The organism is Microbacterium sp. STRO-2N (genome assembly GCF_057747775.1).
The window spans coordinates 4,075,206-4,101,565 of record NZ_CM173223.1 but is presented as its reverse complement, the minus strand read 5'-3'; the positions used below and the strand labels follow the sequence as shown (position 1 = coordinate 4,101,565).

The 26,360-nt window shown below is 70.0% G+C and carries 22 protein-coding genes; 5 read left to right on the top strand and 17 right to left on the bottom strand.

Translation table 11 applies throughout. The features are described 5' to 3' along the window. Window positions 1-12 precede the first annotated feature (12 nt). Genes AC3ANN_RS18860 through AC3ANN_RS18845 form a run of 4 tightly spaced genes read right to left on the bottom strand, consistent with a single transcriptional unit; the run spans window position 13 to window position 4,314 of the window. The gene (locus AC3ANN_RS18860) at window positions 13-831 is read right to left on the bottom strand and encodes an FAS1-like dehydratase domain-containing protein (RefSeq protein WP_488338903.1); all 819 of its coding nucleotides are present in this window, start codon (window positions 829-831) and stop codon (window positions 13-15) included. Then, window positions 828-2,057 (bottom strand): CaiB/BaiF CoA transferase family protein, encoded by a 1,230-nt coding sequence (locus tag AC3ANN_RS18855; protein ID WP_488338902.1) that lies wholly within the window; start codon window positions 2,055-2,057, stop codon window positions 828-830. Before AC3ANN_RS18855 ends, AC3ANN_RS18860 begins: the two co-directional genes overlap by 4 nt. Beyond that, on the bottom strand, window positions 2,054-3,037 hold the full coding sequence (locus AC3ANN_RS18850) for a hydroxymethylglutaryl-CoA lyase (RefSeq protein WP_488338901.1): 984 nt from the start codon (window positions 3,035-3,037) through the stop codon (window positions 2,054-2,056). Before AC3ANN_RS18850 ends, AC3ANN_RS18855 begins: the two co-directional genes overlap by 4 nt. Further along, window positions 3,034-4,314, bottom strand: coding sequence for a hydroxymethylglutaryl-CoA reductase, degradative (locus AC3ANN_RS18845; RefSeq protein WP_488338900.1), 1,281 nt, complete (start codon window positions 4,312-4,314; stop codon window positions 3,034-3,036). The genes AC3ANN_RS18850 and AC3ANN_RS18845 overlap by 4 nt, the downstream gene beginning before the upstream one ends. A 168-nt stretch (window positions 4,315-4,482) precedes the next feature. Here AC3ANN_RS18845 and AC3ANN_RS18840 point away from each other — a divergent pair, with 168 nt between their 5' ends. Next, complete coding sequence (locus AC3ANN_RS18840; RefSeq protein ID WP_488338899.1) at window positions 4,483-6,393, top strand: GAF domain-containing protein; 1,911 nt, start codon at window positions 4,483-4,485, stop codon at window positions 6,391-6,393. A gap of 9 nt (window positions 6,394-6,402) precedes the next feature. Here AC3ANN_RS18840 and AC3ANN_RS18835 read toward each other — a convergent pair whose 3' ends face one another. The 7 genes from AC3ANN_RS18835 to solA form a co-directional block, all read right to left on the bottom strand. Continuing rightward, window positions 6,403-6,828 (bottom strand): cupin domain-containing protein, encoded by a 426-nt coding sequence (locus AC3ANN_RS18835; protein WP_488338898.1) that lies wholly within the window; start codon window positions 6,826-6,828, stop codon window positions 6,403-6,405. Between the two features lie 32 nt (window positions 6,829-6,860). Next, entirely contained in the window at window positions 6,861-7,634 is a 774-nt protein-coding gene (locus AC3ANN_RS18830) for an ATP-binding cassette domain-containing protein (RefSeq protein ID WP_488338897.1), read from the bottom strand. Further along, window positions 7,631-8,500, bottom strand: coding sequence for an ABC transporter ATP-binding protein (locus AC3ANN_RS18825; RefSeq protein WP_488338896.1), 870 nt, complete (start codon window positions 8,498-8,500; stop codon window positions 7,631-7,633). Before AC3ANN_RS18825 ends, AC3ANN_RS18830 begins: the two co-directional genes overlap by 4 nt. Window positions 8,501-8,575: 75 nt before the next feature. After that, window positions 8,576-10,147, bottom strand: coding sequence for an ABC transporter substrate-binding protein (locus tag AC3ANN_RS18820; protein WP_488338895.1), 1,572 nt, complete (start codon window positions 10,145-10,147; stop codon window positions 8,576-8,578). Next, complete coding sequence (locus AC3ANN_RS18815) at window positions 10,144-11,109, bottom strand: ABC transporter permease (RefSeq protein WP_488338894.1); 966 nt, start codon at window positions 11,107-11,109, stop codon at window positions 10,144-10,146. Before AC3ANN_RS18815 ends, AC3ANN_RS18820 begins: the two co-directional genes overlap by 4 nt. After that, complete coding sequence (locus tag AC3ANN_RS18810) at window positions 11,106-12,056, bottom strand: ABC transporter permease (RefSeq protein WP_488338893.1); 951 nt, start codon at window positions 12,054-12,056, stop codon at window positions 11,106-11,108. The genes AC3ANN_RS18815 and AC3ANN_RS18810 overlap by 4 nt, the downstream gene beginning before the upstream one ends. Before the next feature lie 230 nt (window positions 12,057-12,286). Next, window positions 12,287-13,414 (bottom strand): N-methyl-L-tryptophan oxidase, encoded by a 1,128-nt coding sequence (gene solA, locus AC3ANN_RS18805; RefSeq protein WP_488338892.1) that lies wholly within the window; start codon window positions 13,412-13,414, stop codon window positions 12,287-12,289. A gap of 398 nt (window positions 13,415-13,812) precedes the next feature. Between solA and AC3ANN_RS18800 the strand changes: the two genes are divergently transcribed. Further along, a complete protein-coding gene (locus AC3ANN_RS18800) occupies window positions 13,813-15,177 on the top strand; it encodes an MFS transporter (RefSeq protein ID WP_488338891.1) in 1,365 nt (454 codons plus the stop codon). Here AC3ANN_RS18800 and AC3ANN_RS18795 read toward each other — a convergent pair. The 6 genes from AC3ANN_RS18795 to AC3ANN_RS18770 are packed head-to-tail and all read right to left on the bottom strand — an operon-like array spanning window position 15,167 to window position 23,108. Then, window positions 15,167-15,937, bottom strand: coding sequence for an ABC transporter ATP-binding protein (locus AC3ANN_RS18795; RefSeq protein ID WP_194409971.1), 771 nt, complete (start codon window positions 15,935-15,937; stop codon window positions 15,167-15,169). The genes AC3ANN_RS18800 and AC3ANN_RS18795 overlap by 11 nt on opposite strands. Next, window positions 15,934-17,733: a dipeptide/oligopeptide/nickel ABC transporter permease/ATP-binding protein gene (locus AC3ANN_RS18790; protein WP_488338890.1), complete on the bottom strand. Its 1,800-nt coding sequence runs from the start codon at window positions 17,731-17,733 to the stop codon at window positions 15,934-15,936. The genes AC3ANN_RS18795 and AC3ANN_RS18790 overlap by 4 nt, the downstream gene beginning before the upstream one ends. A 3-nt stretch (window positions 17,734-17,736) precedes the next feature. Further along, the gene (locus AC3ANN_RS18785) at window positions 17,737-18,777 is read right to left on the bottom strand and encodes an ABC transporter permease (protein WP_488338889.1); all 1,041 of its coding nucleotides are present in this window, start codon (window positions 18,775-18,777) and stop codon (window positions 17,737-17,739) included. A 4-nt stretch (window positions 18,778-18,781) separates the two neighbouring features. Then, window positions 18,782-20,374, bottom strand: a complete 1,593-nt coding sequence (locus AC3ANN_RS18780; RefSeq protein ID WP_488338888.1) for an ABC transporter substrate-binding protein — start codon at window positions 20,372-20,374, stop codon at window positions 18,782-18,784. A 44-nt stretch (window positions 20,375-20,418) separates the two neighbouring features. Then, complete coding sequence (locus AC3ANN_RS18775) at window positions 20,419-22,002, bottom strand: hydantoinase/oxoprolinase N-terminal domain-containing protein (protein ID WP_488338887.1); 1,584 nt, start codon at window positions 22,000-22,002, stop codon at window positions 20,419-20,421. Further along, complete coding sequence (locus AC3ANN_RS18770; RefSeq protein WP_488338886.1) at window positions 21,999-23,108, bottom strand: S-methyl thiohydantoin desulfurase family protein; 1,110 nt, start codon at window positions 23,106-23,108, stop codon at window positions 21,999-22,001. The genes AC3ANN_RS18775 and AC3ANN_RS18770 overlap by 4 nt, the downstream gene beginning before the upstream one ends. A gap of 73 nt (window positions 23,109-23,181) precedes the next feature. Here AC3ANN_RS18770 and AC3ANN_RS18765 point away from each other — a divergent pair, with 73 nt between their 5' ends. The 3 genes from AC3ANN_RS18765 to AC3ANN_RS18755 all read left to right on the top strand — a co-directional run bounded on the left by AC3ANN_RS18765 (window position 23,182) and on the right by AC3ANN_RS18755 (window position 26,343). Continuing rightward, window positions 23,182-24,669 (top strand): PucR family transcriptional regulator, encoded by a 1,488-nt coding sequence (locus AC3ANN_RS18765; RefSeq protein WP_488338885.1) that lies wholly within the window; start codon window positions 23,182-23,184, stop codon window positions 24,667-24,669. Window positions 24,670-24,771: 102 nt separating this feature from the next. Beyond that, window positions 24,772-25,398, top strand: coding sequence for an MSMEG_1061 family FMN-dependent PPOX-type flavoprotein (locus AC3ANN_RS18760; RefSeq protein ID WP_488338884.1), 627 nt, complete (start codon window positions 24,772-24,774; stop codon window positions 25,396-25,398). An 18-nt stretch (window positions 25,399-25,416) separates the two neighbouring features. Further along, window positions 25,417-26,343 (top strand): PDR/VanB family oxidoreductase, encoded by a 927-nt coding sequence (locus tag AC3ANN_RS18755; RefSeq protein WP_488338883.1) that lies wholly within the window; start codon window positions 25,417-25,419, stop codon window positions 26,341-26,343. The last annotated feature ends 17 nt before the right edge of the window (window positions 26,344-26,360 follow it).

The following is a 26,360-nucleotide window of genomic DNA, read 5'->3' as shown; positions in this document are numbered from 1 at the left end:
CGTGGAGTGCTCTCACGCCCAGTCCACGTCGGCGGTCGCGAGGACGACGTCCTCCTCGTCCACGGCGGTCACGCGAGTCGCGTCGCCCTCGGTGCGCCCGACGATCCGCAGCGGGCGATCCACGAGCACCGGCGCGATCGCGCGCACGTCCAGACGTGCGGGCCGGCGGCCGGGCACGTTTCGGCGCGCGGCGTCCATCAGGAGCATGCGTGTGAGCGGACCGTGCACGAGGAGGTCGGGCAGACCCTCCACGTCGCGTGCCCACGCGCGGTCGTAGTGGATGAGGTGTGTGTTGAACGTCAGCGCCGAGAAACGGAACAGCTGCCGGGCGTCCGGCGTCAGTTCCTCGACCCAATCGGCGTCCGCCGCGGCGGAGGGATCGGGCCGCGCCGGTCGCGCCGGAGCGGCCGGATCGGCGGCCTCAAGGAACACATCGTGCCAGACGCTGCGCACCGCCGTCTCGCCGCTCACGGCGTACTCGCGCTCGACGTCCACGAACATCAGCCGGCCACGCGAGCCGGCCTTCTCGACGACGGAGCCGAGGCTCGTGGTCTGCGTCACGTCGTCGCCGATGCGGATCGGCCGGAGGAACTCCGTCGTCTCGCCCGCGTACATGCGGCGCGGCAGGTCCACCTCGGGCACGACCCCGTCTCGAGCGGGCGAGCCGTCGGGGCGCAGATCGGCGAGCGCGGCCGTGTACGGGAAGAACACGCCCTCCCACGCGGGGGGCAGCTCGTGGCCGTCGCGTCCCGGGGCGTCGGCGACGGCGAACGTGCCGCGATAGGCCTCGACGACCGCTTCCCCGATCCGTTCGGTGCGCACGACGGTCACGGCAGAGCTCCCGCCGCCCGCAGCTCGGCGATGCGCTCGGCGTCGTACCCGGCGAACTCGGCGAGCACCTGGTCGGCGTGCTCCGCGAACCGGTTGGCCGTACGCGCCGGGGTCGCGGGCGTGGCCGACAGCTTGATCGGCTGGCCGAACATCCGCAGCACACCCAGATCGCCGTAGTCGGCGGACACGATCATGTCGCGCTCGGCCGTGCCGGGATCGTCCACGACCTCGCCGATCGTCTTGATCGCGGTGAGGGGCACGATGTCGCCGGCGAGGTCCTCGAGCTCCTGCTTCGTGCGCGTCGCGAGCCACCCCGCCACGATGGGCTTGACGCGACGCTCGTACACGTCGGCGTCGAATCGCTTGCGCATCGTGTCGAGCTCCGGGTCGTCCTTGTGCTCCGGGGTGCCGAACAGGTCGCAGCTCGCGTTCCACAGCTTGTCGGTGTACGCGCCGAAGAACACCTGGCCGTCGGCGCAGTCGAACAGCTCGTAGGGGCGCACCCACGCGTGGGCGTTGCCCTGGGGCGAGGCCACCGCGCCGTTGACGGTGTAGTCGACCACCGCGGTCTCGGTCAGGGCGACGATGCTGTCGACCTGCGCGACGTCGACGACCTGGCCCTCCCCGGTCGTCTCGGCGTGCCGGAGCGCGGCCAGCGTTCCGACGACCGCGAAGAGGGTGGCGGAGAGGTCGCCGATCGTGACCCCGACCCGCACCGGCGGCTGGTCGGCGTAGCCGTTCATCGACCAGATCCCGCCGGCGGCCTGTGCGGTGTTGTCGAAGGCGGGGCGTCTGCTGCGCGAACCGGTCCGGCCGTAGCCCGAGATGGCGGTGTACACGAGCTTCGGGTTCACCTCTCTCAGAACGTCGTAGCCGACGCCGAGCTTGTCCATCGTGCCGGGCCGGAAGTTCTCGACGAGCACATCGGCCGAGCGCACGAGATCCTTGAGCACCTGCACGCCCTCCGGCGTGGCGAGGTCCAGTCCCACGCCGAGCTTGCCTCGGTTGTACTGCGCGTAGTAAGCGCTGAACTCCTCCTCGCCGTCGGTGAGGTAGGGCGGGAAGCCGCGCGAAACGTCGGGATCGCGTGGATTCTCGATCTTGATCACCGTGGCGCCGAGATCCGCGAGCATCTGCGCGGCGTACGGGCCGGCGAGCACTCGGGACAAGTCGAGCACGGTGACACCGGCGAGCGCACCGGGTGCGGGGAGCGGGCTGAGGGTCATGCGGACGGTGCCTCCAGTACGGGATCCGGTGTGTCGAGCCCAGCCGCAGCGAGCGCGCGAGCCACGTTGGATGAGGCACGCACGTTGCGGATCCGGGAGAGCCAGAGCGTGGTGGCCGCGAGGGCGTCGAGATCGAGCCCGGTCTCGATTCCGAGGCCGTGCAGCATCCACACCAGGTCCTCTGTCGCGAGGTTACCCGTCGCGCCCTTGGCGTACGGGCAGCGACCGAGGCCCCCCACCGAGGAGTCGAACTCCGCGACACCCAGGCGCAGCGCGGCGTGCACGTTCGCCAGCGACTGACCGTAAGTATCGTGCAGATGCAGCGCGAGGGATTCGACGGGGATGCCTGCCGCAAGAGTCTCGGCGATGACCGCGGCCGTGTAACCGGGGGTAGAGACGCCGATGGTGTCGCCGAGGGCGACGGTGCGGCTCCCCGCCTGGTGCAGCACGGCCGCCGCCTCGGTGACGGCAGCCGTGTCGACCGCCCCTTCCCAGGGATCGCCGAACGCCATCGAGACGTAGCCGCGCACCGGGATGCCCTGCGCCGTCGCGGCGGCGACGACCTCCACTGCACGGTCGATCGCACCGGAACGGGTGGTGTTGAGGTTGGCCTGCGCGAACGCCTCGGTGGCGCTGACCACGACGGACACCTCCCTGATGCCGGCATCGAGGGCACGCTGGAGCCCGCGGAGGTTCGGCACCAGACCCACGGCCCGAGCCCCGTCCGGCACGTCGAGCGCGGCCACCACCTGCTCGGCGTCCGCCAGCTGCGGAATCCATGTCGGCGGCACGAAGCTGGTCACCTCGAGGTTGAGGGTGCCGGCCGCGTAGAGCCGGCGGCACAGCTCCGTCTTCACGGCGGCGGGGATGATGTCGGTCTCGGCCTGGAGGCCGTCCCGCGGGCCGACCTCGAACACCGTGACTCGCGCAGGCAGCCCCGGCTCCCGCTGCACGCGCGGTCCGGGCGGGGTGCGCGTCATGCGCCCGCCCCGTCCCCGCGCAGCTCGGCCAGAACCTCCCTTGCGTATTCGACGCGGATCCGGCGCTCCGCGACGATCCGCGCGGCGACCGGCCCGATCTCGTCCACATCGGCGCCGGCGCTGGCGGCGATGGTCCGGGCGTGCAGCGTCATGTGCCCGCGCTGGATGCCCTCGGCGGCGAGCGCGCGGCACGCGGCCAGGTTCTGCGCGAGCCCGACGGCGGCGATCGCGCCGGCGAGCTCGCGGGCCGTCTGCACTCCGAGCAGCGTCACCGCCGCCCGTGCCGTGGGGTGCGCACGTGTGGCGCCGCCGACGAGACCGACGGCGAGAGGCACCTCGAGCGTGCCGACGACGTTGCCGTCGGCATCCTTCTCGAACTGCGACAGGGCGGCGTAGCTGCCCGAGCGGGCGGCGTGCGAATGGCAGCCCGCCTCCACCGCGCGCGTGTCGTTGCCGGTGGCGAGGACGACGGCGGTGATGCCGTTCATGATGCCCTTGTTGTGCGTCGCGGCGCGGTAGGGGTCTGCCTCGGCGAAGGCGCTGGCGGCGACGATGTCGTCCACGACCTGCGCGCCGCCCAGCAGCTCGGCGTCGAACACCGCGCGCGCACGGGTGAGTCGCAGCTCGGCCTTGTTGGTCAGGATGCGCAGCAGGGTGCGGGCGCCGGCGAGCTCGGCCACGCGCGGGGCGATCGCCTCCGCCATCGTGTTCACGGCGTTCGCGCCCATGGCGTCGCGCACGTCGACGTGCAGGTGCAGGATCACCTGCGTACCGGCCCGCGTACGCAGGACCCGGACGGAGACGTCGAACGCGCCGCCGCCGAGCGACACGAGCAGCGGATCCTGCTCGTTCGCGAGGGCGAGCAGTTCGTCGCGCGCCTCGAGCAGCGCGAAGCGGGTGCCGTGCGGTTCGACCGCGTCGAGCACCTGGATCTGCGCGATCATCACGTCGCCGGTGTACGAGGTGGTGAAGCCGCCGTGCCCGCGGGCCATCCGGGCGGCGTTGGAGGCCGCGGCGACGACGCTCGGCTCCTCGGTGGCCATCGGGACCAGCCGGTCCTGACCGTCGATGGTGAAGTTCGTGGCGATGCCGACGGGGATCCCGATCAGGCCCACCACGTTCTCGATCATGTGGTCGGCCTGGGCGAGCGAGAGTCCGGCGTCGGGCCGCAGCGCCTCCAGCACGTCCGAGTCGAGACCGGCACGCTCTGCGACGAGGGTGAGCCGCTCGTCGGGGGTGTGGTCGCGCAGACCTGAGATTCGGCTGTTGATCGGCATCGGCCACCTTCCTTCGGAACAGCCACCGGGTCCTCGGCGCTGCGGTCAAGGACGACATTAGGAGCGGCGGGCGTGCCCCACGATGGGTGGAACACTCAGCACCAGGGCCCCTCTGTAGGCGGATGGCACACCGTGAAGCACGTCGGCGCGACCTAGACTCGGAACCCGATGCCCGAGAACACCGAGCCCATCGCCGCGCTCCTGGATGCCGCATACGACCCTGAACGGGTCGGTCCGACCGGTGTCAGCGATGCGCTGCTTCGACTGGGAGCGACCGAGATGGATGCCGCAGCGCTGGTCGAGCGCGTCGGCCGGGCGCAGCGCGAGCTGTCGCGGCTGCGGCGACGGGAGCACGAGCTGTCGGCCCTGTTCTCCAGTGCCCGCGAGCTCGCGGAGCTGCGGGACAGCGACGCCGTGCTCGCCCGGCTCGTGCAGCGCGCCCACGAGATGATGGGGGTCGATCTCGCCTACCTGTCGGAGTTCGATCCCGACACGCGTGAGCTGCGCGTCCGCGAGACCAGCGGATCAGTGAGTGCGTCCTTCCAGACGCTCCGCGTGCCGCCGGGCCGCGGGCTCGCGAGCGTCGTCGTGGAGTCCCGCACAGCACATTGGGTGGCCGACTACACCGGGTACGCGCAGGAACGGCACGACGCCGGCATCGACGACGCGGTCTCGGCCGAAGGCTTGGTGTCACTGCTGGGGGTGCCGATGCTCACCAGCGACGACGTGCTCGGCGTGCTGTTCGTCGCGAACCGGACCGAGAAGACCTTCTCCCCCGATGAGGTCGCCCTGCTGTCGGCGCTCGCCGACCATGCGTCCGTCATCCTCCAGACCACCCAGACGCTGCGAGACCTGCAGGAGTCCGAGGATGCCAGCAGGCGCACGCTCGCGAGCCTCACCGCGCACCTGGTCGAGCGCGACCGGGCCAACACCGTGCACCAGGAGCTCGTGCAGGCCGTGCTCGCCGGCGGCGGGTTCGCCCCGGTGGCCGAGACGCTCGCCTCCGCGCTCGGGCGGGCGGTGGCGATCGTCGACGCGCAGGAGCGGATCATCGCCGCCGCGGGTCTGCCGCTCCCGCCCGTCATGCTCTCGCTCGACGAACCGGTACGCGCGGCACTGGAGGAGAGCCGACGTCACGGCCACTGCGTCGCGGTCGCGGGTCCTGGGGTCCGCGCGGTCGCGGCGCTCACCGCAGGAAGTCGGCAGTTCGGCGCGCTGCTGCTCGGCGACGGGGACTTCGAGCTCGGCGCCGTCGACTTCCGGACGGTGGAGCGCGCGGCTCAGGTCGGCGCCCTGCTCGAGCTGCAGCAGGAGGCCGCGGCGGGCGCCGACCACCGCGTGCGCAGCGAGCTCATGGCGGACCTCCTGGACGACGTGCCGGAACGGCGGTCGGATGTGGACCGGCGGGCCCGGCGCCTCGGCGTCGACCTCGCGGAGCTCGATTCCCTGCTGCTCGTGGCGGTGCCCGGCGATCAGCAGACGTCCGCCGCACGGGCGCTGGCACGCCAGCTCGACGACCGCGCCCTCGTCGGCGAGTATCGCGGCTTCGTCGTCGCCGCTCAGTCCAGCCGCGGGGGTGAGATCGCACCGGAGCAGCTTCGCGCCCACATCGCGGCATCCATCCAGCATCCCGTCACCGTCGTGGTGCCGCGCCCGACGATGGGATCGCTGCCGGCGTCGTTCGAAGGGGCTATGCGGACCGCACGGCTGCTTGCCGCACTCGATCTGTCCGACCTCACCGCGCACGTGGATGACTTCCTCCCCTACTCCGCCGTGCTCGACTCCGACTCGCAGGGGCTGGCTGCGTTCCTCCGCGACACGATCGGCCCTGTGCGGCAGTACGACACCGAACGCAACGCCGACCTGCTCGGCACGCTCCGGGCGTTCGTCCGCAACAACGCCAGCCCCACGCGCACCGCACGGGCGCTGAACTTCCACACCAACACGATCCTGCAGCGCCTGGATCGCCTGGACCACGTACTGGGCGCGGACTGGCGCGATGACGAGCGGATGTTCCGCATCGGGATCGCTGTCCGCCTCGACGAGCTCCGTGAGCGGCTGGAGGCCCGCCGCGGGTGACGGACGCGCTCAGCGGGCGGCGTCGGCGTCGAACCCCTCCGTCCCCGATTGGGAGAACGGGTGGCGCCCGCGCGGGCCGAATACGAGGATCAGCTCGGCGACCATGTCGGAATCGTTGCGCACGCCGTGCCGCATGCCCTCCGGCGCGTAGAACGCATCGCCGGCATGCAGCACCCGACGCTCTGTCCCAGAGGTGACCACGACCTCGCCACGCGTGACGACGTACATCTCGTCGGAGCTGTCTGTGGAACAGCTGTCCGGGTCGCCCGCCAGATGATGATGCTGGCCTTCCTCGGCGCCCGGCATCAGCTGATACCGCATCACCGAGACGGGCAGCGCCGTGGTCTCCTTGAAGTACCACTCGATGCCGATGCTTCCCGCACCGTCGTAGAGCTCCCACTCGTGGGCGTTGTCGCCGCGCTTCTGCACTCGCATGCTGATCCTCCTCGGTTGGACGGCGTGGCGATTCAGGTGCGATAGAGGACCGGCATCGACTCCAGCAGGCGCTGCGTGTACGGATGCTGCGGCGCGTTCATGACCTGATCACCGGTTCCCTCCTCCACGACCTCGCCGCGGTGCATCACGGCGACGCGATGGGCGATGTGGTGCACGACGGAGAGATTGTGCGTGATGAACAGATACGTGACGCCCGTGTCGTTCTGCAGTTGCACGAGCAGATTCAGCACCTGCGCCTGCACCGACACGTCCAGCGCCGAGGTGGGTTCGTCGAGCACCACGAACTCGGGGTCCGCGGCCATCGCTCGGGCGATCGCGATGCGCTGACGCTGGCCACCCGAGAACTCGTGCGGGTAGCGTGCGCCCGCGTCGGTCGGCAGGCCGACCCGATCGAGTGAATCCGCGATCCGTCGGCGACGCTCCTTCTGACCGATGCCGGCGGCGACCAGGGGCTCGGCGATCGAGCGGCCCACCGTGAAGCGCGGATCGAGCGAGTCGTTCGGGTCCTGGAACACCATCTGCACGCGGCGCCGGTGGCGGCGCAGCGCGCTGCCACGCAGGCCCGTGACGTCGGCACCGTCGAACTCGATGGTGCCCGCGGTGGGTCTGCGCATCAGCAGGATCGCGCGCGCGAGGGTGCTCTTGCCCGACCCGGACTCTCCGACGAGGCCGAGAGTCTCGCCGCGCGGCACGTTCAGGCTCACGTCGTCGAGCGCGGTCATCGCATTGTCGCCATGGCCGAAACGCTGGGTGATGTTCTTCACCCGCAGGACATCGTCGCTCATGCGACGTCCTCCAAGACCGCGGGAATCTCGGCGAAGTCGTTGACGGCCGGGATCACGGCAAGCGGCGAACGCACCGGAACAGATGGGCGCGGGATGCTCTCGAGCAATGCCCTCGTGTACGGGTGCTGCGGATCCTCGAGGACCCGGCGCGCCCACCCCGACTCGACGACCCGGCCGCGGTACATCACCGCGACGCGCTCGCACAGCTGGCCGATGACCCCGAGGTCGTGGCTGATGAACAGCACGCCCATGCCGGTCTCGTCGCGCAGACCCTTGATGAGGTCGAGGATCTGGGCCTGCACGGTGACGTCGAGCGCTGTGGTCGGCTCGTCCGCGACGAGGAGCGACGGCCCGGCGGCGACGGCGATCGCGATGACCACGCGCTGACGCTGACCTCCGGAGAGCTGGTGGGGGTAGTAGTGCAGACGCTTCTCGGCGTCCGGCATCTGCACGAGCCGGAGGATCTCCAGTGCCCGGGCGCGCGCGCCCTCCTTGTCCGCCTTGCCGTGGATCTGCAGCACTTCGGCGATCTGAGCGCCGATCCGCATGCACGGGTTGAGCGCCGACATCGGCTCCTGGAACACCATCGACGCCTTCACGCCACGCACCTCGGCCCAGTCGCGCTCGGTGGCTCCCTTCATGTCGACGCCCGCGATCTCCATGTTCGCGGCCGTGATGCGTGCCGAGTCTGGCAGCAGGCCCATCATCGCCAGGGCGACGCTGGACTTGCCGCTGCCGGACTCGCCGATGACGCCGACGATCTCCCCTTCGCGCACACGCAGCGACACACCCGAGACGGACGGGGGCGCGGCGCCGTAGGCGATGGTCAGGTCGTCGACGCGGAGGGCGTCTGCGTCATCGGTCATGCGCGACTCTCTTTCGGTCTGGTGGGGCCGGGATGAGCGCCCGGGCGCTCCCGAGGGGAAGCGCCCGGGCGCGTGTCACTGCGAGAGCCAGCTGGTGTCGAGAGCGGAACGCGAGTAGAACGCGTCGCTCTCATAGCCGTGCAGCTTGCTGCTGTCCCACACTTCGAAGTACACCGGAACTGCGGCGGGGACGAACTCCAGCGCCTGCTCGGCGGCCTCGGTGGCAAGCTGGTCGACGAGGTCGGCGTACTCCTCGGGCGAGGTCGCGGCCTTGGCCTGCTGCAGGAGCTCGCGCGCCTTGGCGGCATCCGGGTTTCCGTCCCAGTGGTTGTAGACGCCCCCTTCGAGCAGGACCGGCTCGAGGTAGAACACGGCCGAGGCCCTCGGGCTGCCCGGGATCGCGACCAGATCGGTCCAGGATTCGCCCGTGGTGAAGATCGGCGAGATCTCGGCCAGCGGGGTGGCCTTCAGGTTCAGCGTGATACCCGCCTCCGCGAGCTGCTGCTGCATCATCTCGTAGACCGGGTGGTGCGCCGCCGCGACGTCACCCATGTAGCTGAGGGTGATCTCGGGGTTGGGCTGGCCGGCTTGTTCGAGGAGCCGTTTCGCCTCGTCGACATCCCGCGTGTAGTACGGCAGGTCGGCGGCATCGGGAGCACCCGGGTCGCCGGCCGGAGGAACGAAGGAGACGCCTGCGTTGCTGAGCATCGCGGTCTCGACGAGGGCCTCGCGGTCCAGGGCGAGCGAGAACGCACGACGGACGTCGACGTCTGCGAGCGGGCCGGACTCGGGATTGATGTAGATCGCAAGATTTTGACGGAACGCGGCGTCGCCGAGGGTGAAGCCCGATGCCTCCGCCTGCTGGGCGAGGCTCCCGTCGATGAACGACGCCGCCTGCACGCTGCCCTGCTGCACGGCGGCCAGGAGAGTGTTCTCGTCGGGGTACAGCTCGAACACGATCTCGTCGAGGTACGGCTCGTCGCCCCAGTAGTCCTCGTTCTTCTTCATCGTGATGGAGACGCCCTGCTCCCAGTCCGTCACCTGGAATGCGCCGGTGCCGACGGTGCGGGTCTGACGTTCCTCCTCGGTGGCGTTCCCGTACGCCTCCTCGCTGACGATGAAGAAGGTCTGGCGGGCCGAGACGGCGTCGAGGAACGTGCCGTCGGGCTGGCTGAAGTGGAACGTCACCTCGTGGTCGCCGGTCGCCTCGACGCTCTCCATGCTGCTGAGGTAGGTGGCGTTGGAGCCGCCGTCCGCTCGCGTCTCGAACGAGTACACGACGTCGCCGGCGTCGAACGGCGTGCCGTCGGCGAAGGTGACGTCATCGCGGAGCTGGAACACCCAGGTCAGTTCGTCGGGCTGCTCCCACTCGGTGGCCAGAGCCGGCTCGACGTCGCCGTCATCGTCGCGGGTGAGGAGGGTGTCGTAGGCGATAGAGTCGATGACCTCGGCGGCGATGGCGGACGCGACCATCGGGTCGAGGCCTCCCGCCGAGGGCTCCGCCGACACGCCCCACGTGAGCGTGCCGCCTGCGACCGGCTCACCGGGCTCCTCCTCGGCGCCTGTCGCGCCGCCGGACGTGCATCCGGCGATCGTCAGGGTCGCGACGGCGAGCGCTGCCACGCCCGCCCAGTGTCGTCTGTTCATGATTGCTTCTCCGTTGGTGTGTGCTTCGTGGATGTGGTGGTGCGGTCGGATACCGGTGCAGAGTCGCGGCGACGAGAGCGGTGACGACCCAGCGAGAACGCCGGCTCGCGTCGGGGAGCGAGGTAGTCCTGCAACCCGTCGGCGAGGAGGTTCCACGCGGCCGACAGGAGGATGATCACGATGGAGGGGAGGATGATGAGCAGCGGCTGCACCTGCATGAAGCGGGTGAACTCGCTGATCATCCGGCCGGCGGAGGGCTCGGGCGCCTGCACGCCCTGGCCGAGATAGCTGAGCGCCGCCTCGATCAAGACGACCTGCGAGGCGACCGATGCGAACTGCACGCACAGCGGCGTGAGGACGTTCGGGAGCAGGTGCTCGGCGATCACCCGGGTGGGACGGACGCCGCTGAGGGTGGCGGCGAGGACGAAGTCCCGCTCTCGGAGCGCGATGACGGGGGCGCGCATGACCCGGGCGAAGCCGGGAGCGAACACCAGCCCCAGCGCGAGGATGAGCGGCCCCGCGCCGTTGCCGACGATGACGCCGACGACCAGGGCGACCAGGATGGCAGGAAGGGCCAGGATCGCGTCGACGATCCGCATGATGACGGCATCCACTCGGCCGCCGACGAAACCGGCGATCAGCCCGAAGAACGTGCCGATGACCGCACCGAGGAGGGCGGCGGCACCCGAGATCACGAGGCTGGTCCGGGCGGCGAGCACGAGACGCGTGAACGTGTCGCGGCCGAGGTTGTCGGTGCCCAGAAGGTGCTCGGCACTGGGGCCGGCCATGGGCTGGCCGGACGCGACGAACGGGTCGTACGGCGGCCACAGTGTCATCCAGCCCGCGAGGATCAGGATGCCGCCGAGGATGCCGGCCCCGCTCCAGAACGCCGGGCCGAGGCGCCGGCGGCGTGGACGGCTCCCCGCGGCCCTGGCGAGGGTGAGCTCCCTTGTCACGGTCATCGTGTGTGCACCCTCACTCGGGGATCGATCAGTGGATAGAGCAGGTCGACGACCAAGTTGATCAGCACGTACACGACGCCGATGAGGAGCACCGTGGCCTGGATGATCGGGTAGTCCGACGAGCGGATGCCGGTGAGCAGAAGCGAGCCCATCCCGGGCAGGGAGAACACCGCCTCGATGACCACGGTGCCGCCGACAAGGGCTGCCAGTTCGATGCCGATCACGGTGACGACCGGGATGAGTGCGTTGCGCAGTGCGTGACGCACGACCAGTCGACCCGGCGAGGCGCCCTTGGCCCTGGCAGTCCGGACGAAATCCTGCCCCAGTGTGTCCAGCAGCGTTCCGCGCGTGTACCTGGCGATGATCGCGGCGAGCACGATCCCGATCAGCAGCGCGGGCAGAAGCAGCACCCCGAATGCGCGCAGCGGATCCGAGGCCGCTCCCGAGTAGCCGACCAGCGGCAAGCGCAGCGTCAGTGAGTTGATCAGGATGAGCACTGTGCCGAGGACGAACGGCGGCGTCGCCAGGAGGATGAACGACAGTCCGCGCACCGCGTGGTCGGAAGGACGCCGCCACCGCGTCGCGGCGAGGACCCCGGCCGGGATGCCCATCACCGTGCCGAACACCGTCGCCATGACTGCGAGAGTGAGGCTCAACGGGAGCCGGGACGCGATGAGGTCCGACACCTCGCCCGGCACGGTGATCGCACGGCCGAAATCGCCCTGAACCACCCCCAGTAGCCACACGAAGTACTGCGTGATCCACGGCTGGTCGAGACCCAGCTCGCTGCGCAGGGCGGCGAGCTTCGCCGGGTCGGGGTTGGCGGGATCGGCGAAGGCGGCCAGCGGGTCGCCCGGAATGACACGCACCATCGAGAACACCAGCACCGACAGCACGAACAGGACGAACAGCGACGACAGCAGCCGAGAGAGGATGTATCGGGTCACGTCCGATCACTCCCCAGCGCTCGGCGAGCGACGACCTTCGTCCGCGCTCGCCCGCGCATGGGCGGCGAGAACGGAGGGTGTCGTCGGTGACATGGCGGTCACGCTACTGAGCGTGTGAAGCCGCCTGAACGGTGCGGCGCCCCACGGGAACGGTCGCATGATGGGCGAATCCTCCATAGCAGGGACGGGTTGTGGGCGGGTCCGTACGCGGTGGCCGGCGCCGCGACGCCTCACTGGGCCATCGCTGCGACGGCGCCGAACTCGCTGAGGTCATCGGTGGATTCGCCCTCCAGCGCCAGCTCGGCGAGCACGCGGCCGAGCGCCGGGGTGAACTTGAAGCCGTGCCCGGCGGCGAGACCGACGATGATGTCGGGGTGCTGCGGCAGCGCACTGAGCACGAAGCGGCGGTCCTTGGTGAGCGCGTACTGGCACGTGATCGTGCGCAGCTCGGACCCGGCACCGGGGATGAGCCCCGTCACGAAGCCGGACAGCTGTGCAGTGAGCTCCGGTGAGGGGACGAAGGACCGCAGTGCGGGCGTCATCCGGTTCTCCGAGACATCGCGTGCGGCTTTGATGGTCGGCTCGCCGTACGTGGGGAAGCCGTAGTAGCACTCGTCGTCCTCCCAGATCCACACCGGGAACCGCGCGGGGTCGTAGTCATGCGGCGCCGACGGGCGGAAGTAGGTGACCTGCTCCTGCATCACATCCAGCGGGATGGCCGCGTCCAGCGGCTCGAGGAGCGTGTTCGTCCACGCGTCGGTGGCCAGGATCACCTTGCGGGCACGGATGTCGCCTCCAGAGGTGTGCACGATCACCCCGGCGCTGTCCGGCGTGAGCGACTCCACAGCCGTGCGGTCGCGGATGTCGGCGCCGTGCACGCGGGCCCTCATCTGCAGGGTCGCGACGGTCCGGGACGCGTGGGCGATGCCGGTGTCGGCGGTGTAAACCGTCTCGACGTTCTCGGGCACCTGGAACTGCGGCCAGCGCGCCTGCACCTCAGCGGGACTGAGCAGTTCGTGCTCGACGCCGCACTCGCTCAGCGCCGAGGTGAAGTCCGAGGCCGAGTAGGGGCCGTCGGTCGGGAGGAAGATCACACCGCCGGTGATCGTGAGCAGCCGCTCGCCCGACTCCCGCTCGAGATCGGCCCAGTCGCGGTACGCGGACTGCGCGAGCCGCACGTACTCGGGGGCTCCGTACGAGGTCCGGACTATCCGCGACGTGTCGTGCGAGGCGCCTCGCACGTGGCCCAGCTCGTACTGCTCGAAGGCCACCACCTTCGCACCCCGGCGCGCGAGTTGGTACGTGGCTGCACTGCCGAGTGCCCCCATGCCGACGACAGCCACCTCGAAAGACTCCATGATGCTCCGCTTCTCGCGCGGCCGATGCGCACCACCGGCTCGTTGCCTGTCAGTGTGCGGGAGCCGCGGAATCGCCGCCTATGGGCCGATGTCCCATGTTGAAGGCGCGGGAATGTGTGGAGCACACGCACGACGGCCGATTCCGACACCGGGAGGTCGGACACGTTTCCGCCGTGTTTCTGGTCGCCGGGAAATCGGCGGCTGCCGGGCGTCGCCCTCGGATGACGACGTATGTGGTCATCACCCAGCACTCCCAGGCATCCGCGTGGTCATCGTCCATCCGGCACGTGGCGCTGAGCCCGTAGCTTTGACCGGGCACACGGACTCGCACGGCGTCGCCGGAGCTGAGTCACCGCACCACCCGCACCACCCAGCACCAACCCGCACGAAGGAGTGTCATGCACGACGACAGCGTCGACGAGATCGACCGATCCGGACTGGACAGCTCGCAGCAACGCCGGCGAGCGGTGATCGGCAGCTCGGTGGGAACGGTCATCGAGTGGTACGACTTCACGCTGTACGGGCTCGCATCGGCGCTCGTCTTCGCGCCGCTCTTCTTCCCGGGCGCCGGCGAGCTTGCCGGTCTGCTCGGCGCATTCGCCGGCTTCGCGGTGGGCTTCGGTGCCCGCCCGATCGGCGGCCTGATCTTCGCCCACTTCGGCGACCGCGTCGGCCGCAAGACGACCCTCCTGGTGACGCTGCTGATGATGGGCACCGCGACGACGCTCATCGGCCTGCTCCCGACGGCCGAGGCGATCGGCATCTGGGCGCCCATCCTGCTCATCGTGCTGCGGCTGTTCCAGGGCGCAGGCGCGGGTGCAGAGTTCGCAGGGGCCATGACGATGGCCAGCGAGTCGGCGCCCAACCGGAACCGGGCGTTCATCGCGGGCTTCCCGGGCGCGTCGGTGTACGTCGGCATGGCACTGGCCACGACCGCGTTCGCGCTCATCAGCCTGCTCCCGGCGGACCAGTTCCTGTCGTGGGGCTGGCGAGTTCCCTTCATCGCGAGCGTGGTCATCGTGGCGTTCGCCCTGTACTTCCGGCTCCGTGTCAAGGAGACGGCGGCGTTCGAAAATGCCGAGCGCGCAGGCGCCGTGGCCAGCGCGCCGCTCGCCGAGGCCGTCCGCACGCACTGGCGGTTCCTGCTCCCGGGGATGGCGCTGTTCGTCTTCGCCCTGCCGTGGGTCTATGTCGTGCAGACCTTCTCGCTCTCGTACACGACCGGCACCCTGTCGGTGAATCCGACCCACGCGCTCATCGCCCTCATCGTCGCCGAGCTGCTCACGATCCCCGCGACTCTGCTCTTCGGCCGGCTCGCCGACCGGATCGGCCGCAAGCCGGTGCTCCTGGGCGCCGCGATCTTCGGCGTCGTGTTCGCGTTCCCCATGTTCGTCCTTTTCAACACCGAGAACTCGCTCCTGGTCGCCGCCGGGCTGATCCTCGGTCTCGCCGTGATCCAGGGCGCGACGATCGGGGTCAGCGCCGCGATGCTCGCCGAGCTCTTCCCCACGCGCATGCGCTGGAGCGGCATCGCGATCTCACGCGAGATCCCGGCGGCGCTCGTGGGCGGCACCGCCCCGCTCGTGGCCACAGCGCTCGTTGCCGCGAGCGGCGGCACACCGTGGCTGGTCGCGGGCTACCTCGTGGGCCTGAGCGTCATCGGGCTGGTGGGCATCGCGTTCCTCCCCGAGACGCTGCACCGCGACAGTCCGTCTTCGCCGGCGCCGTCACCCCGCGCCGACGATGCGGCCGTCACCCGGTGACCATCCGCACGCCCAGCACCGGAACCGCCTCGAGCAGTTCCCGCGTGTAGGTCTCTGCCGGCGCGGCGAGCAGCTCTTCGGTTCGCCCCGATTCGACGATTCGCCCGTGCCGCATGACGCAGACCTCGTCGCTCACGTAGCGCACGACGGCCAGGTTGTGCGAGATGAACAGCATCGACAGTCCGAGCCGGTCCTGCAGCTCGCGCAGGAGATTCAGGATCGCGCCCTGCACCGACACGTCGAGCGCGCTGGTCACCTCGTCGGCGATCAGCACGGACGGCTCACCGGCGAGGGCGCGCGCGATCGTGATGCGCTGGCGCTGCCCGCCCGAGAACGCGGCGGGAAGCTCGTCAGCCCGATCCGGGTCGAGGTGCACGAGACCCAGCAGCTCGCGCACGCGCGCGACCTTGTCGGCGCGGCTCCACGGCCGGCCGGTCGCACGCAGCGCCTCGGCTATCGAGTCACCCACCGACATCCGTGGATCGAGCGCCGAGAACGGATCCTGGAAGACCAGCTGAAGACGCCGCCGAGCCTCGCGGGCGGCGGCGCCGCGTCCCGACGCGACGACTCCGCCGACCCGGATCTCGCCCGCAGCGGGGTGCACCAGACCCACAGCCGCCGCGGCGATCGTGCTCTTGCCCGATCCCGATTCGCCGACCAGCCCCACCGTGCGTCCTTCCGGGACGGCGATGGACACGTCGTCCACGACGGTCGCACGGCCGTAGCGAACGGTGAGTCGGTCGATCTGGAGCGCGTTCACACGCTCACCTCCTCGGCGAGGGCGGCCGCCGCCAGTTCGGGTGGGATGACGGGAAGGGGCTGGGTCCGGTCGGACGTCATGTCGGGCAGACAGGCGACGAGCGCGCGCGAGTACGGGTGCACGGCATCCTCACGGATGCGCTGCGCATCGAGCTCCTCGACGATCCGCCCGTCCTTCATCACGAGCACCCGGTCGCAGAACGCCGAGACGAGCGCGATGTCGTGTGAGATGAAGATGATCGCCGCGCCGGTGTCGCGCTGCGCCGCGCGCAGGACGCCCAGGACCTGACGCTGCACCGTGACGTCGAGCGCGGTCGTCGGCTCGTCGGCGATGATGAGCTTCGGACGCCCGGTGAGCGCCATGCCGATCATCGCGCGTTGGCGCATTCCGCCGCTGAACTGGTGCGGATACTGTGACAGCCGGGTGCGCGCGTGCTCGATCCCGACCGCATCGAGTGCCGCCGTCGCCCGATCGCGTGCTTCGACCCGGCTCATCCCCAGGTGCACCTCCGGCACCTCGGTGAGCTGGCGTCCCACCGTGAGGCCGGGGTTGAGCGAGGTCAACGGATCCTGGAACACCATGCCGAGCTCGATGCCCAGCTTCGAGCGATCGGAGGCCGAGATCGGCCGGGTCATGTCCACGCCGTCGAACCGGTGGGCCGCCACCGTCACGAGCGCATCCCCGCCGAGCAGGCCCGCGAGAGCCATGGCTGTGAGCGACTTGCCCGATCCGGACTCGCCGACGATCCCCACGATCTCGCCGGGGTTCACACGCACGTCGACCCCGTGCACGCGTTCGACCGTGCCACCCTCCGGCGTCGGGAAGGCGATTCGCAGGTCGCGGACCTCGGCGACGGGGCGTGCCGACCCCGACTCCGTGCCGGCCACCGGTGCGCCGGCCCCCTGCGCGCCAGGCTCTGCGCCCCGCGACGCCGCGCGCTGCGGCAGGGCCGCCCCCGCCGAGCGGGCTCCCACCGCCCGGAATCCCGCGCCCCTGTTGTCGCCGAGCGCTTCGCTGACGAACGTGAACACGAGGCCGGCGAGAACCACCGCGATGCCGGGCCCGATCGCGGCGAGCGGGTTGACGTAGATCCGGGTGATGCCGTCCTGCAGAAGCCGGCCCCAGTCGTACTCCGGAGGCTGGACACCCAGGCCCAGGAACGACAGCCCCGCGAACGAGAGCAGCGTGACGCTCGCCGTGGCCGCCGCGTTGACGAGGAGCGGGTTGGCGATGTTCGGCAGGATGTGGCGGACGAGGATGCCGAAGGGCCCCACCCCCACCACCCGGGCCGCACGGACGTAGTCGCGTCCCGAGACCGACGACGCCAGGTTGTACACCAGTCGCGCCATGAACGGGATCCCGGAGATGCCGATCGCCAGCATCGCGCTCGAGGCGCTCGCGCCCCAGATGACGGTGAAGAAGAGCACCATCAGCAGCCAGGGGAAGGCGAGCAGCACGTCGAGCAGTCCCGTCATCCACCGTCGCGGATGCCGCGGCAGGATGACCGTGATGAGGCCGAACGCGATGCCGCCCACGGTCGAGACCACCGTGGCGCCGAGGGTCAGCAGCAATGAGAGCCGCGCGGCCACCATGACCCGGGCGAAGATGTCGCGGCCGAGGTCGTCCGTTCCGAACGGGTGCGCGAGGCTCGGCAGGAGGAGCCGGTCGGGAACGGAGCTCGTCTCGGCGGCGGAGGCGAACACGATCGGCCCCAGCACGGCGACGAGCACCAGGAGCAGGGAGCCCACGATCGCGGCGATGCCGACGGGGGAGAGCAGACGGGCGCGCAGCTGCATGGGTCAGCCCTCCGTGATCGAGGACCGCGGGTCGACGGTCACGAGAATCAGGTCGACGACGAGGTTGACGCCGAGGATGATGAGCGCGTAGACGATCACGAGCCCTTGGACGACCGGGTAGTCCTTCGCCCCGACGGCGGGCACCATGAGTCCGCCCATTCCCGGGATCGCGAAGATCGTCTCGATGAGCACCGTCCCCGCGATCAGGCCGCTCAGCAGCAGACCGCCGACGGTGAGCGAGGCCGTGATGATGTTGGGCAGCGCGTGGCGCATGTAGACCAGGCGCGAGGGCAGGCGCTTCGCGCGCGCCGTGGTCATGTAGGTCGCGCCGAGCACACCCACCATCTCGACCTGCACGATGCGTGCGAGGTAGGCCATGGGCCCGAGGGCCAGCGCGAGCACCGGCAGGATGGCGTCCTGCGGTTCGCCCCATCCGGCCGCCGGCAGCCAGCCCAGCTGCACGGCGAACAGCGCGATGAGCCCCACCGCGAGGAGGAACCCCGGCACCGCGATGAGCAGTCCGAGGACTCCCGACAGGGTCGCGTCGAGCGCGGAACGACCTCGCCGCTGCGTGCTCAGAGCGGCGCCGATGCCGATCGGCACGGCGGCGAACAGCGCCACCAGGAAGCTTGCCACTCCGAGGGTCGCAGTGGGAGGGAATCGCTGCGCGATCATGTCCGACACCGGCCGCCCGGTGCGGATCGACACGCCGAGATCGCCGTGGAGGAGGCCGGCGACGTAATCCGCGAACTGCTGAAGGATCGGCTTGTCCAGACCCAGCTCGGCTCTGGTCGCGGCCACGAGCTCGGGCGATGCCTGGATGCCGAGCGCGGCGCGCACGGGATCTCCCGGCACGAGATGGACGAGGAAGAACGACGCGACGACGACGACCAGGAGCGAGACGAAGAGCCTTCCGAGCCGACGGAGGAGGAACGACCCGCGCGCCGACAGGCGCGGGCGACGAAGCCCCTCCGCCCGCACCGCGAGCGCGGACGTGGGCGCGTCCGCCAGGTCGGCGGCGATGGGCGGAGGCGGCGTCGTCATGGTGTCAGCCCAGCATCCGGATCGTGGTCGGCATGATGAAGTTCGGCTGGTCGAACACCGCACCGCTCTGGTAGTTCGGCAGGATGTTGTCGATCACCGGGAAGGTGTCGAATCGTTCGATGAGCTCCAGCTCGGCCTGCTGCCACAGTCCGCACGCCTCCTCCGGCGACGCCGTCTTGGCCTGCTCGGCCAGCGCGCTGTACTCCGGATTGTCCACGAACATGAAGTTCAGCCCACCCTCGTCGGGAGTCGCTCCCGCGAAGAAGAGCGCCAGCACCACCGGGCTGCCCGGCGCGATCTGGATCCATCCGGTGTCCCAGTCGAAGCTCGTGTAGAGCTGATCCGACCAGGCGGCGGAGTCGTTGGCGACCAGCGTCGTGACGACACCCAGCTCGTCCCACGTCTCCTTCACCAGCTCGGCCGCCGGCGCGTGCGAGGCCGTCGGGGCGTCGTAGATGAACTTGATCTCGAGCGGCTTCCCGTCCTTCGCGCGGACGCCGTCATCGCCCAGCACCCAGCCGGCCTCATCGAGCAGCTCCGCCGCGCGGTCGAGGTCGGTGTCGGGGAGAGTCCAGCTCGGCGGATCCTGCACGCACAGCAGCGGCGTCTTCTGCACGAGGGAGACCGCGGGCAGACCCGTGCTGCCGGCGATCACGGGACCGACCTCGTCACGATCGATCGCGGTCGACAGCGCCTCCCGGACGAGCGGGTCGGAGAAGGGACGACCCTCCCGCTCGTTGAAGAGCATCTGCCCGACGGGATTGCGCACCCCGACGTACTCCAGTCCGGCCGCTTCCAGTCGCTCTTGGTCGGGGCCGGTCACGACGCCCGAGTTCAGCTCACCCGAGAGCAGGAGGTTCGTGACTGTGCTCTGATCCGCGATGATGCGCGCCTCGATCGTGTCCGGGAGTCCGACGGTGTCGCTCGTGACGCCGTCGGGGCCCCATTCATAATCGTCCCGCTTGGTGAAGATGTAGGCGTCGCCGGGGCGAGCCTCGCTCAACTGGAACAGCCCCGTGCCGTCGGTCGTGTCGGCGAGCGCTGCCGTATCGGCGAGCCCCGCGTCGCAGACCATCAGGATGGTGCCGATGTTGGTGGCCAGGAACGGATCGTTCACCGTGCTCGTCACGGTCACGGTGTTGCCATCGGCCGTCGCCGAGACCGCCTCGGTGATCACGGTGCCGTACGAGAACGTCGCGTTGGCGGGGTCGGCGTTGTAGTTGATGTTGTCAGCGACCGTCTGGGCGGTGAACGGCGAGCCGTCCGCGCACGTGATGCCCTCCTTGATCTCGTACGTCGCCTCCGTCCCCGTCTCGGTCCAGCTGTCGGCGAGCCAAGGCTCGGCCTCACCCTCGGGGGTGATGTAGATCAGGGACTCGTACGCCAGGGTGACGACCTCCCACGTGTCGGGCGAGACGGTCTTCATCGGATTGATGTCGCCAGGGTCGTCGCTGAGCGACTTCACGAACGTGCCCCCGGAGACGAACTCGCCTTCCTCGGCATTCCCCTGAGGGTCGGACGACCCCGAACATGACGCCAGTGTCATCGCGAGGATGACGGCCCCGGCCGCGACCGGGACGAGCCTGCTGCGTTTCATTGCCTATCTCCTCTTGTCGGGTACTGCTGTCGGTGATGCGGGTGCTATCCGACGGCCGGCGCGACCGCGGCCAGCTGGCTGAGTGGTCCGGCGGCCTTGACCGAGACCTTGATGGTCGGCCGGGTGGTGTACGACAGCGACGTCTCGAGCACCTCGACGACCTCGACCGTGAGCGGATCCGCCCCGGCCTGGATCGCCTTCGCGATCGCGGCCTCCGACGCCGCCGCGATGGCCGCGTCGCGATCCTCGAGATCCGAGATCTGGTCGGCGCGACCGCCCGCGAGCGAGATCGCGGCGCCCACGGCGTTGGCGACCTCCCCCCGCTCGGGACGGATGACCGGACCCACACCCGACAGTCCGTCGGGAACGAGCATGGCGCCGCCGCCGACCACGATCAGGGGAAGATCGACGCGCCCGAGCGATAGTCGCTCGACCGCCTCTTCGATGCGTTCGTGCGCGACCGCGATCGCCCTCAGGAGCGCTTCCCGTCGTGCCGCGGGCATGGCCGGGAGCGCACGACCTCCGATGCCGTGGCCCGCCGCCGCTGCGGCATCCGTCAGCGTTGCGGTGGAGCCGCCGAACAGAAGCCCTTCCTGCGCGATGCGAAAGCCGACCGAACCCGGGCCGACGGCGCCGGTCGCCGTGTCGATGATCGTGCCGCCGCCGATCCCCAGGCTGAGGATGTCGGGCATGCGGAAGTTGGTCCGCACTCCCCCGATCTCGCGCGGGAGCGTCGACTCGCGAGGAAACCCGTCGACCAGGACGCCGAGGTCGCTCGTCGTGCCGCCGACGTCCACGACGATCGCGTGGGAGGCGCCCGAGAGGAACGCGGCGCCGCGGATCGAGTTGGCCGGCCCCGAACCGATGGTGAGCACGGGGTAGCGGACGGCGTAGTCCAGCGACATCAGCGTGCCGTCGTTCTGGGCGAAGAACGTCGCGACGTCCAGGCCCTCCTCGGCCACCACGGCGACGAGCGCGCGCGTGACGTCGGAAGCCACACCGCGCAGCGCGGCATTGAGGACGGTGGCGTTCTCGCGCTCGAGCAGTCCATCCGGCCCGATGTCCTGACTGAGGAAGACAGGAACGGTCGGGCCGAGGTGCGCGTGGATGAGCGCTTCGACCTCACGCTCCTGATCCGGGGACGACGGGCTGAAGATGCCGCACACCGCCACGCTGTCGAAGGCTCCGTCGAGCGAATCGATGAAACGGCGGATGCCGTCCCGATCGAGCGGCGTGATCGGCGTTCCGTCGACCATATGCCCGCCGCCCAGCATCGCCGATCCCGCGAGGACACGATCGGAGAGGTCTGCCGGCCACCCGGTCAACGGCGGCCACTCGGTCGCGGCCGGTGCGCCGAGCCGCACGAGAGCGACACGGTCGAGGTTGCGTCGCGCGACGATCGCGTTGGTCGCGTGGGTGGTGCCGAGCATCACGCGCGAGACCCTGCTGCGCCCGTCGCCGAGCTGCGCGAGCACGGCGGAGATGCCGGCACGGATGCCTCCTACGACGTCCTCGGTGGTCGCTTGCTTCGTCCACGCGCGCACCGCCCCGTCGCTGTCGACGACGACCGTGTCGGTGTTGGTCCCTCCGACATCGACGCCGATGGACAGATCGCGCTCCGCGGTCATCGCGACCCCTTCCTCTCGAACGGCACGTAGGGCAGGTCGTAGCCGAACGCGCGTGGTCCTGCGAGCTCGAGGCCGCGGTCGGTGCGCCACAGCGGATCACATGCCCACGCGAGCACCGCGACGCGCTGTCCGTAGCGCAGCATCTCGGTGGAGATGGCGTGGCCCGTCTCGAAGTCGACGACCGTGATCAGATCGGGGACGGTCGCGAGCACCTCCCCGTCTTCGAGCACGACGAGGTTCTCGTTGCGCAGCTCGACGCGCTGGAGGCGCCCGCGGTCGGCGCCGATGCCGGAGATCGTGATCGATCCCCGTACGAAGCCGCCCTCGGTGCGGCGGGAGACGTCGGTGATCTTTCCGGAGATGAGCACGTCGGCATCGAGTGCGTCGGCGATCGCCGGGACGGGATCGGCCGCGGTGAGGAGGGCACGACCCACTCGGATGGCGGTGCTGATCGTCCCCGGGATGACCGCGCCGGCGGCAGACTCGGCCGTGAGCAGGTAGTGGGCACCGAGGCAGATCCCACCGGCCGCCACCGTCACGGCGCGGGCGTGGCGCTCGAGCCAGGCGAGATCCACCGTGTGCAGCACCACGACGTTGCCCACGACATCGCTGAGCACGGCGAAGTCGCAGGGCACGCCCGCCACGTTCGTCGAGATCATGGTGGCCTCGGGAAAGGCCCGCCCCATGCCGTCGGCGTCGAGCAGCTTCACGCCGAGCCGCGCAGCCCATCCCGCAGGCGAGACGCCGTTGCTGCCGCCGATCTCGGCGGGCATGATCGCCGTGATGGGCCGCCCGGCGACGCGTTCCGCCTCACGCAGGAGTGTTCGCACCTGCTCGACCGACGAGAGCATCTCGATGCCGACGGTGGGCGCTCCGATCCCGCTCATCATGATGACCGCGTCGTCGGGACCCAGTTCGTCGACGGTCACGAGCGATACCGGACCGTTCTCACGGATCGCGCGTTCGGTCGTGAGCTGCGCCGTGTAGACGGCGCCGCCTCCTCCCGTTCCGAAGATCGCGGCGCCTGCCGCGAGCGCATCGATGTCGTCAGCGGTGACCTGCGCGGTGCGCTCACCAGACGACGGGGCGAGGGACGGGTATGCCATGTCACGACAGTAGGTAGCGCTCCTTGAACCGACAATGTGTCCACAGCCCAGAGAATCGGCGTAGATTGTGCCCGTGGCACAACTGACCACCGCTGACCTCCTGATGCAGGCCGATAGATTGGGCATTCAACTCGTCGCCGGCCCGCGCGAGGGGGCGCCGATCGAGCGCGTCGACGTGACGACCTTGCCCGAGCTCGCCGCGCTCACAGCGGGCACGCTGGCGGTCATCGCCGGGGAGGACTCCCCGCCGCCCTATCTGGTGGATGTCGCGATCCGTCACGCCAGCGCGAGGGGGCTCGCCGGCATCGTGATGCCGGCCGGGTTCTCGGCCACCGAGACCGCCGTCGTACTCGCACATCGCGGCGCCGTCCCCTTGATCATCGCCCACGAGATGCGCCCTCCCGACCTCGCCGTGGCGATCGATCGCATGCTGAGCGGCGGCGCCGCCGAGTCGATGACCCGTGCCGCCTACGCCGTCGAGAAGGCCACGCAGGCCGCCGCCGAGCCGGGGGGCGACGCAGCCGCCGCGATCCTCGAAGCGGCGGGAGCGGCACTGGGCGTCCGCATCGAACTGAGCGATCGCCTTGCGACGTCATGGACGGACGGCGATGCCGTGTTCGTGGGCGAGGTGCCCGTCGGCCGACTCGTCGCCGAGACATCCGACCCCGCCGCCACGGTCGCTCTTCCCGTGATCGCCTCGCTCGTCTCCCGCGCGATGCAGCGCGATCTGCAGGCGCGATTCGCGCCGAACCAGTCGCGCGCAGACCTCATCGTCGAGCTCGTGCTCGCCGAGGCTGGGAGGGTCGACGGGTTCATCGCCCCAGCGGCGCGGCTCGGGCTGCCGCTGCATCTGTCCCACGCCGTCGCCTGGATGCGGCCGCGGCACCGCAGCGATCCGGGCTTACGCGCCCCACGGTTCGTCGAGGCCGCCCTCGAGCTGTTCACTCTCCAGCTGATCGAGGATCGTCCCGAGCTGTGGCACATCGCATTCATCCAGGACGACGTGATCGCGGTGAGCACGGAGGAGCACGGCGCCGGCGATCATCAGCGTCGACTGCGCGACGTCATGCTGAAGGTGCAGGCGCAGGCGCGGCGCATCGCGGGCGACGACTGGACGTACACGGTGGGACTCGGCACCCCGCAGACGGGAGCCGCGGGGCTTCGGCAGTCCGCCGCCGAAGCCAGAGTGGCCGCCGACTCCGCGATCGCGGGCGGCCGGCTGGACGCCGTCGAACTGACCGACGTCACGGGACTGCGACGACTGCTCCTCGACTTCTACGCCTCGCCGATCAGCCGCAATCTCCTCGACGACATCCTGCAGCCGCTCGACGCGCTGGGGGCCGAGCGGTCGGCCACGGCAGTCCGCACCCTCCTGTCGTATCTGAGCAACCGCAATTCGCTCGTGCAGGCTGGGCGGGAGCTCAACCTGCATCCCAACGCGGTCGGCTATCGCATTCGGCGTGCGCGGGAAGTCCTCGACGTCGACCTCGATGATCCCGACACGCGCTTCGCCGTCGAGCTCGCCTGTCGAGTGAGACTGCTCGGTGCGGGCAGCCGCTGAGGTTCTGAGGGCAGATTCCTGTGTCCACAGCACACATTCACCCATCGACTCTGTGCCGACGTGACGAGGCGTGGCGAGCCGCGGTCGGATAGCGTCGAGGCCATGCTCTCGACGGACTTTCGCGCCGTGGGACTCGACGAGATCCGCGCGACGCTCGGCGAACCGGATGACGCGTCCTTCCGGAAGATCACGGATCACCTGGACGAGAACTGCCTGACGTTTCTCGCCCACTCCCCCTTCTGCTGCCTGTCGACGGCGGATGCGACGGGCAACTGCGACTGCTCGCCCCGCGGAGACTATCCGGGCTTCGTCCGTGCGATCGACGAGCGCACCGTCGTCATTCCGGATCGCCTGGGCAACAAGCTCGCCGACTCGATGCGCAACATCGTCACCAACGGCCACATCGGCCTGCTCTGCTTCGTCCCGGGCATGACCGAGACGCTGCGCATCAACGGCACCGCCTTCGTGACCGACGACCCGACGCTCTTGGGGATGCTGGAGCAGGATCACTCGGTGCCCGATCTCGCGATCGTGGTGCACACCGAGGAGGTCTACCTGCACTGCGGCCGCGCTCTGCTCCGTGCCGGGCTGTGGGATTCCGACATGCAGGATCTTGCGAGCCATGTGCCCTCGTCCGGCCAGATCTGGGCGAGCATGTCCGGCTGGGACACCTCGGTCGGCGACGTGATCGACGACGCCACGTCGAGCGCCTACCGCGCACTGTACTGAATGCGCAGCCGGGAGGGTATGACGGCGCTGGTCGTCCGAGAGATCACGAACGAGACCCCCTCGATCGTCAGCATCCGACTCGAGAATCCGGATGCCTCCCCTCTGCCTGCATGGGAGCCCGGGGCGCACATCGATGTGCAGCTGATCACGCGGCACGAGCGTCAGTACTCGCTGTGCGGCGACCCCGCGGACACGGGCGCCTACCGGATCGCGGTACGTCGTGAGCCGTTGTCGCGAGGCGGATCGCATTACATCCACTCCTTCCTGCGCGTAGGGAGCACCGTGTGGGTGCGGCCGCCACGCAACCTCTTCGCTCTCGGAGACGCCTCCTCGTACCTGCTGCTCGCGGCCGGCATCGGCATCACACCGATCCTGTCGATGGCCCGCCACCTTGCCGCCACCGGTGCAGACTGGCGATTGGTCTACCTCGCCCGGTCCCGTGACGACGTCGCCTTCCAGCAGGAGCTCGCCGTATTCGGGGATCGTGCGAGCACGCACATCAGCCGTGAGCGCGGGCGACTGGACGCTTCACGGCTGCTGCGCGGACTCACCGCCGACACCGACGTCTACGCCTGCGGGCCGCAGGGATTCATCGATGCGCTCGTCGGGGCGGGAACGATGCTTCCGCAGGGTCCACGGCTGCATGTGGAGCGCTTCGAGCCGAAGAAGAGGGAGTTCCGGCCGGACGAGGCATTCTCTGTCGGCTGCGCGCGGTCGGAGGTGACCGTGGAGGTGCCGGCGGGCCGATCGATGCTCGAGGCGCTGCAGCGAGCGGGCGTCGAAGTGCGCGGCTCCTGCCTGCGAGGAGTGTGCGGCTCGTGCGCATTGCGGGTGCTCGACGGCACGCCCGAGCACCGGGACTCGCTCAACACTGACGACGTCTCGACCACGATCTACCCGTGCGTCTCGCGCGCCCTCTCACCGAGGCTCGTCGTCGACGCGTAAGCAGCACCGTCCCCAGA

Coding starts and splice junctions, on each gene's coding strand:
- AC3ANN_RS18835 (WP_488338898.1), bottom strand. CDS start 6,828: ATGCGAGTGCAGAAGCGCGGCGACAACGCCCACGAGTGGGAGCTCTAC.
- AC3ANN_RS18840 (WP_488338899.1), top strand. CDS start 4,483: ATGCCCGAGAACACCGAGCCCATCGCCGCGCTCCTGGATGCCGCATAC.
- AC3ANN_RS18825 (WP_488338896.1), bottom strand. CDS start 8,500: ATGACCGATGACGCAGACGCCCTCCGCGTCGACGACCTGACCATCGCC.
- AC3ANN_RS18820 (WP_488338895.1), bottom strand. CDS start 10,147: ATGAACAGACGACACTGGGCGGGCGTGGCAGCGCTCGCCGTCGCGACC.
- AC3ANN_RS18830 (WP_488338897.1), bottom strand. CDS start 7,634: ATGAGCGACGATGTCCTGCGGGTGAAGAACATCACCCAGCGTTTCGGC.
- AC3ANN_RS18755 (WP_488338883.1), top strand. CDS start 25,417: ATGACGGCGCTGGTCGTCCGAGAGATCACGAACGAGACCCCCTCGATC.
- solA (WP_488338892.1), bottom strand. CDS start 13,414: ATGGAGTCTTTCGAGGTGGCTGTCGTCGGCATGGGGGCACTCGGCAGT.
- AC3ANN_RS18760 (WP_488338884.1), top strand. CDS start 24,772: ATGCTCTCGACGGACTTTCGCGCCGTGGGACTCGACGAGATCCGCGCG.
- AC3ANN_RS18790 (WP_488338890.1), bottom strand. CDS start 17,733: ATGCAGCTGCGCGCCCGTCTGCTCTCCCCCGTCGGCATCGCCGCGATC.
- AC3ANN_RS18845 (WP_488338900.1), bottom strand. CDS start 4,314: ATGCCGATCAACAGCCGAATCTCAGGTCTGCGCGACCACACCCCCGAC.
- AC3ANN_RS18800 (WP_488338891.1), top strand. CDS start 13,813: ATGCACGACGACAGCGTCGACGAGATCGACCGATCCGGACTGGACAGC.
- AC3ANN_RS18855 (WP_488338902.1), bottom strand. CDS start 2,057: ATGACCCTCAGCCCGCTCCCCGCACCCGGTGCGCTCGCCGGTGTCACC.
- AC3ANN_RS18815 (WP_488338894.1), bottom strand. CDS start 11,109: ATGACCGTGACAAGGGAGCTCACCCTCGCCAGGGCCGCGGGGAGCCGT.
- AC3ANN_RS18785 (WP_488338889.1), bottom strand. CDS start 18,777: ATGACGACGCCGCCTCCGCCCATCGCCGCCGACCTGGCGGACGCGCCC.
- AC3ANN_RS18850 (WP_488338901.1), bottom strand. CDS start 3,037: ATGACGCGCACCCCGCCCGGACCGCGCGTGCAGCGGGAGCCGGGGCTG.
- AC3ANN_RS18770 (WP_488338886.1), bottom strand. CDS start 23,108: ATGGCATACCCGTCCCTCGCCCCGTCGTCTGGTGAGCGCACCGCGCAG.
- AC3ANN_RS18780 (WP_488338888.1), bottom strand. CDS start 20,374: ATGAAACGCAGCAGGCTCGTCCCGGTCGCGGCCGGGGCCGTCATCCTC.
- AC3ANN_RS18775 (WP_488338887.1), bottom strand. CDS start 22,002: ATGACCGCGGAGCGCGATCTGTCCATCGGCGTCGATGTCGGAGGGACC.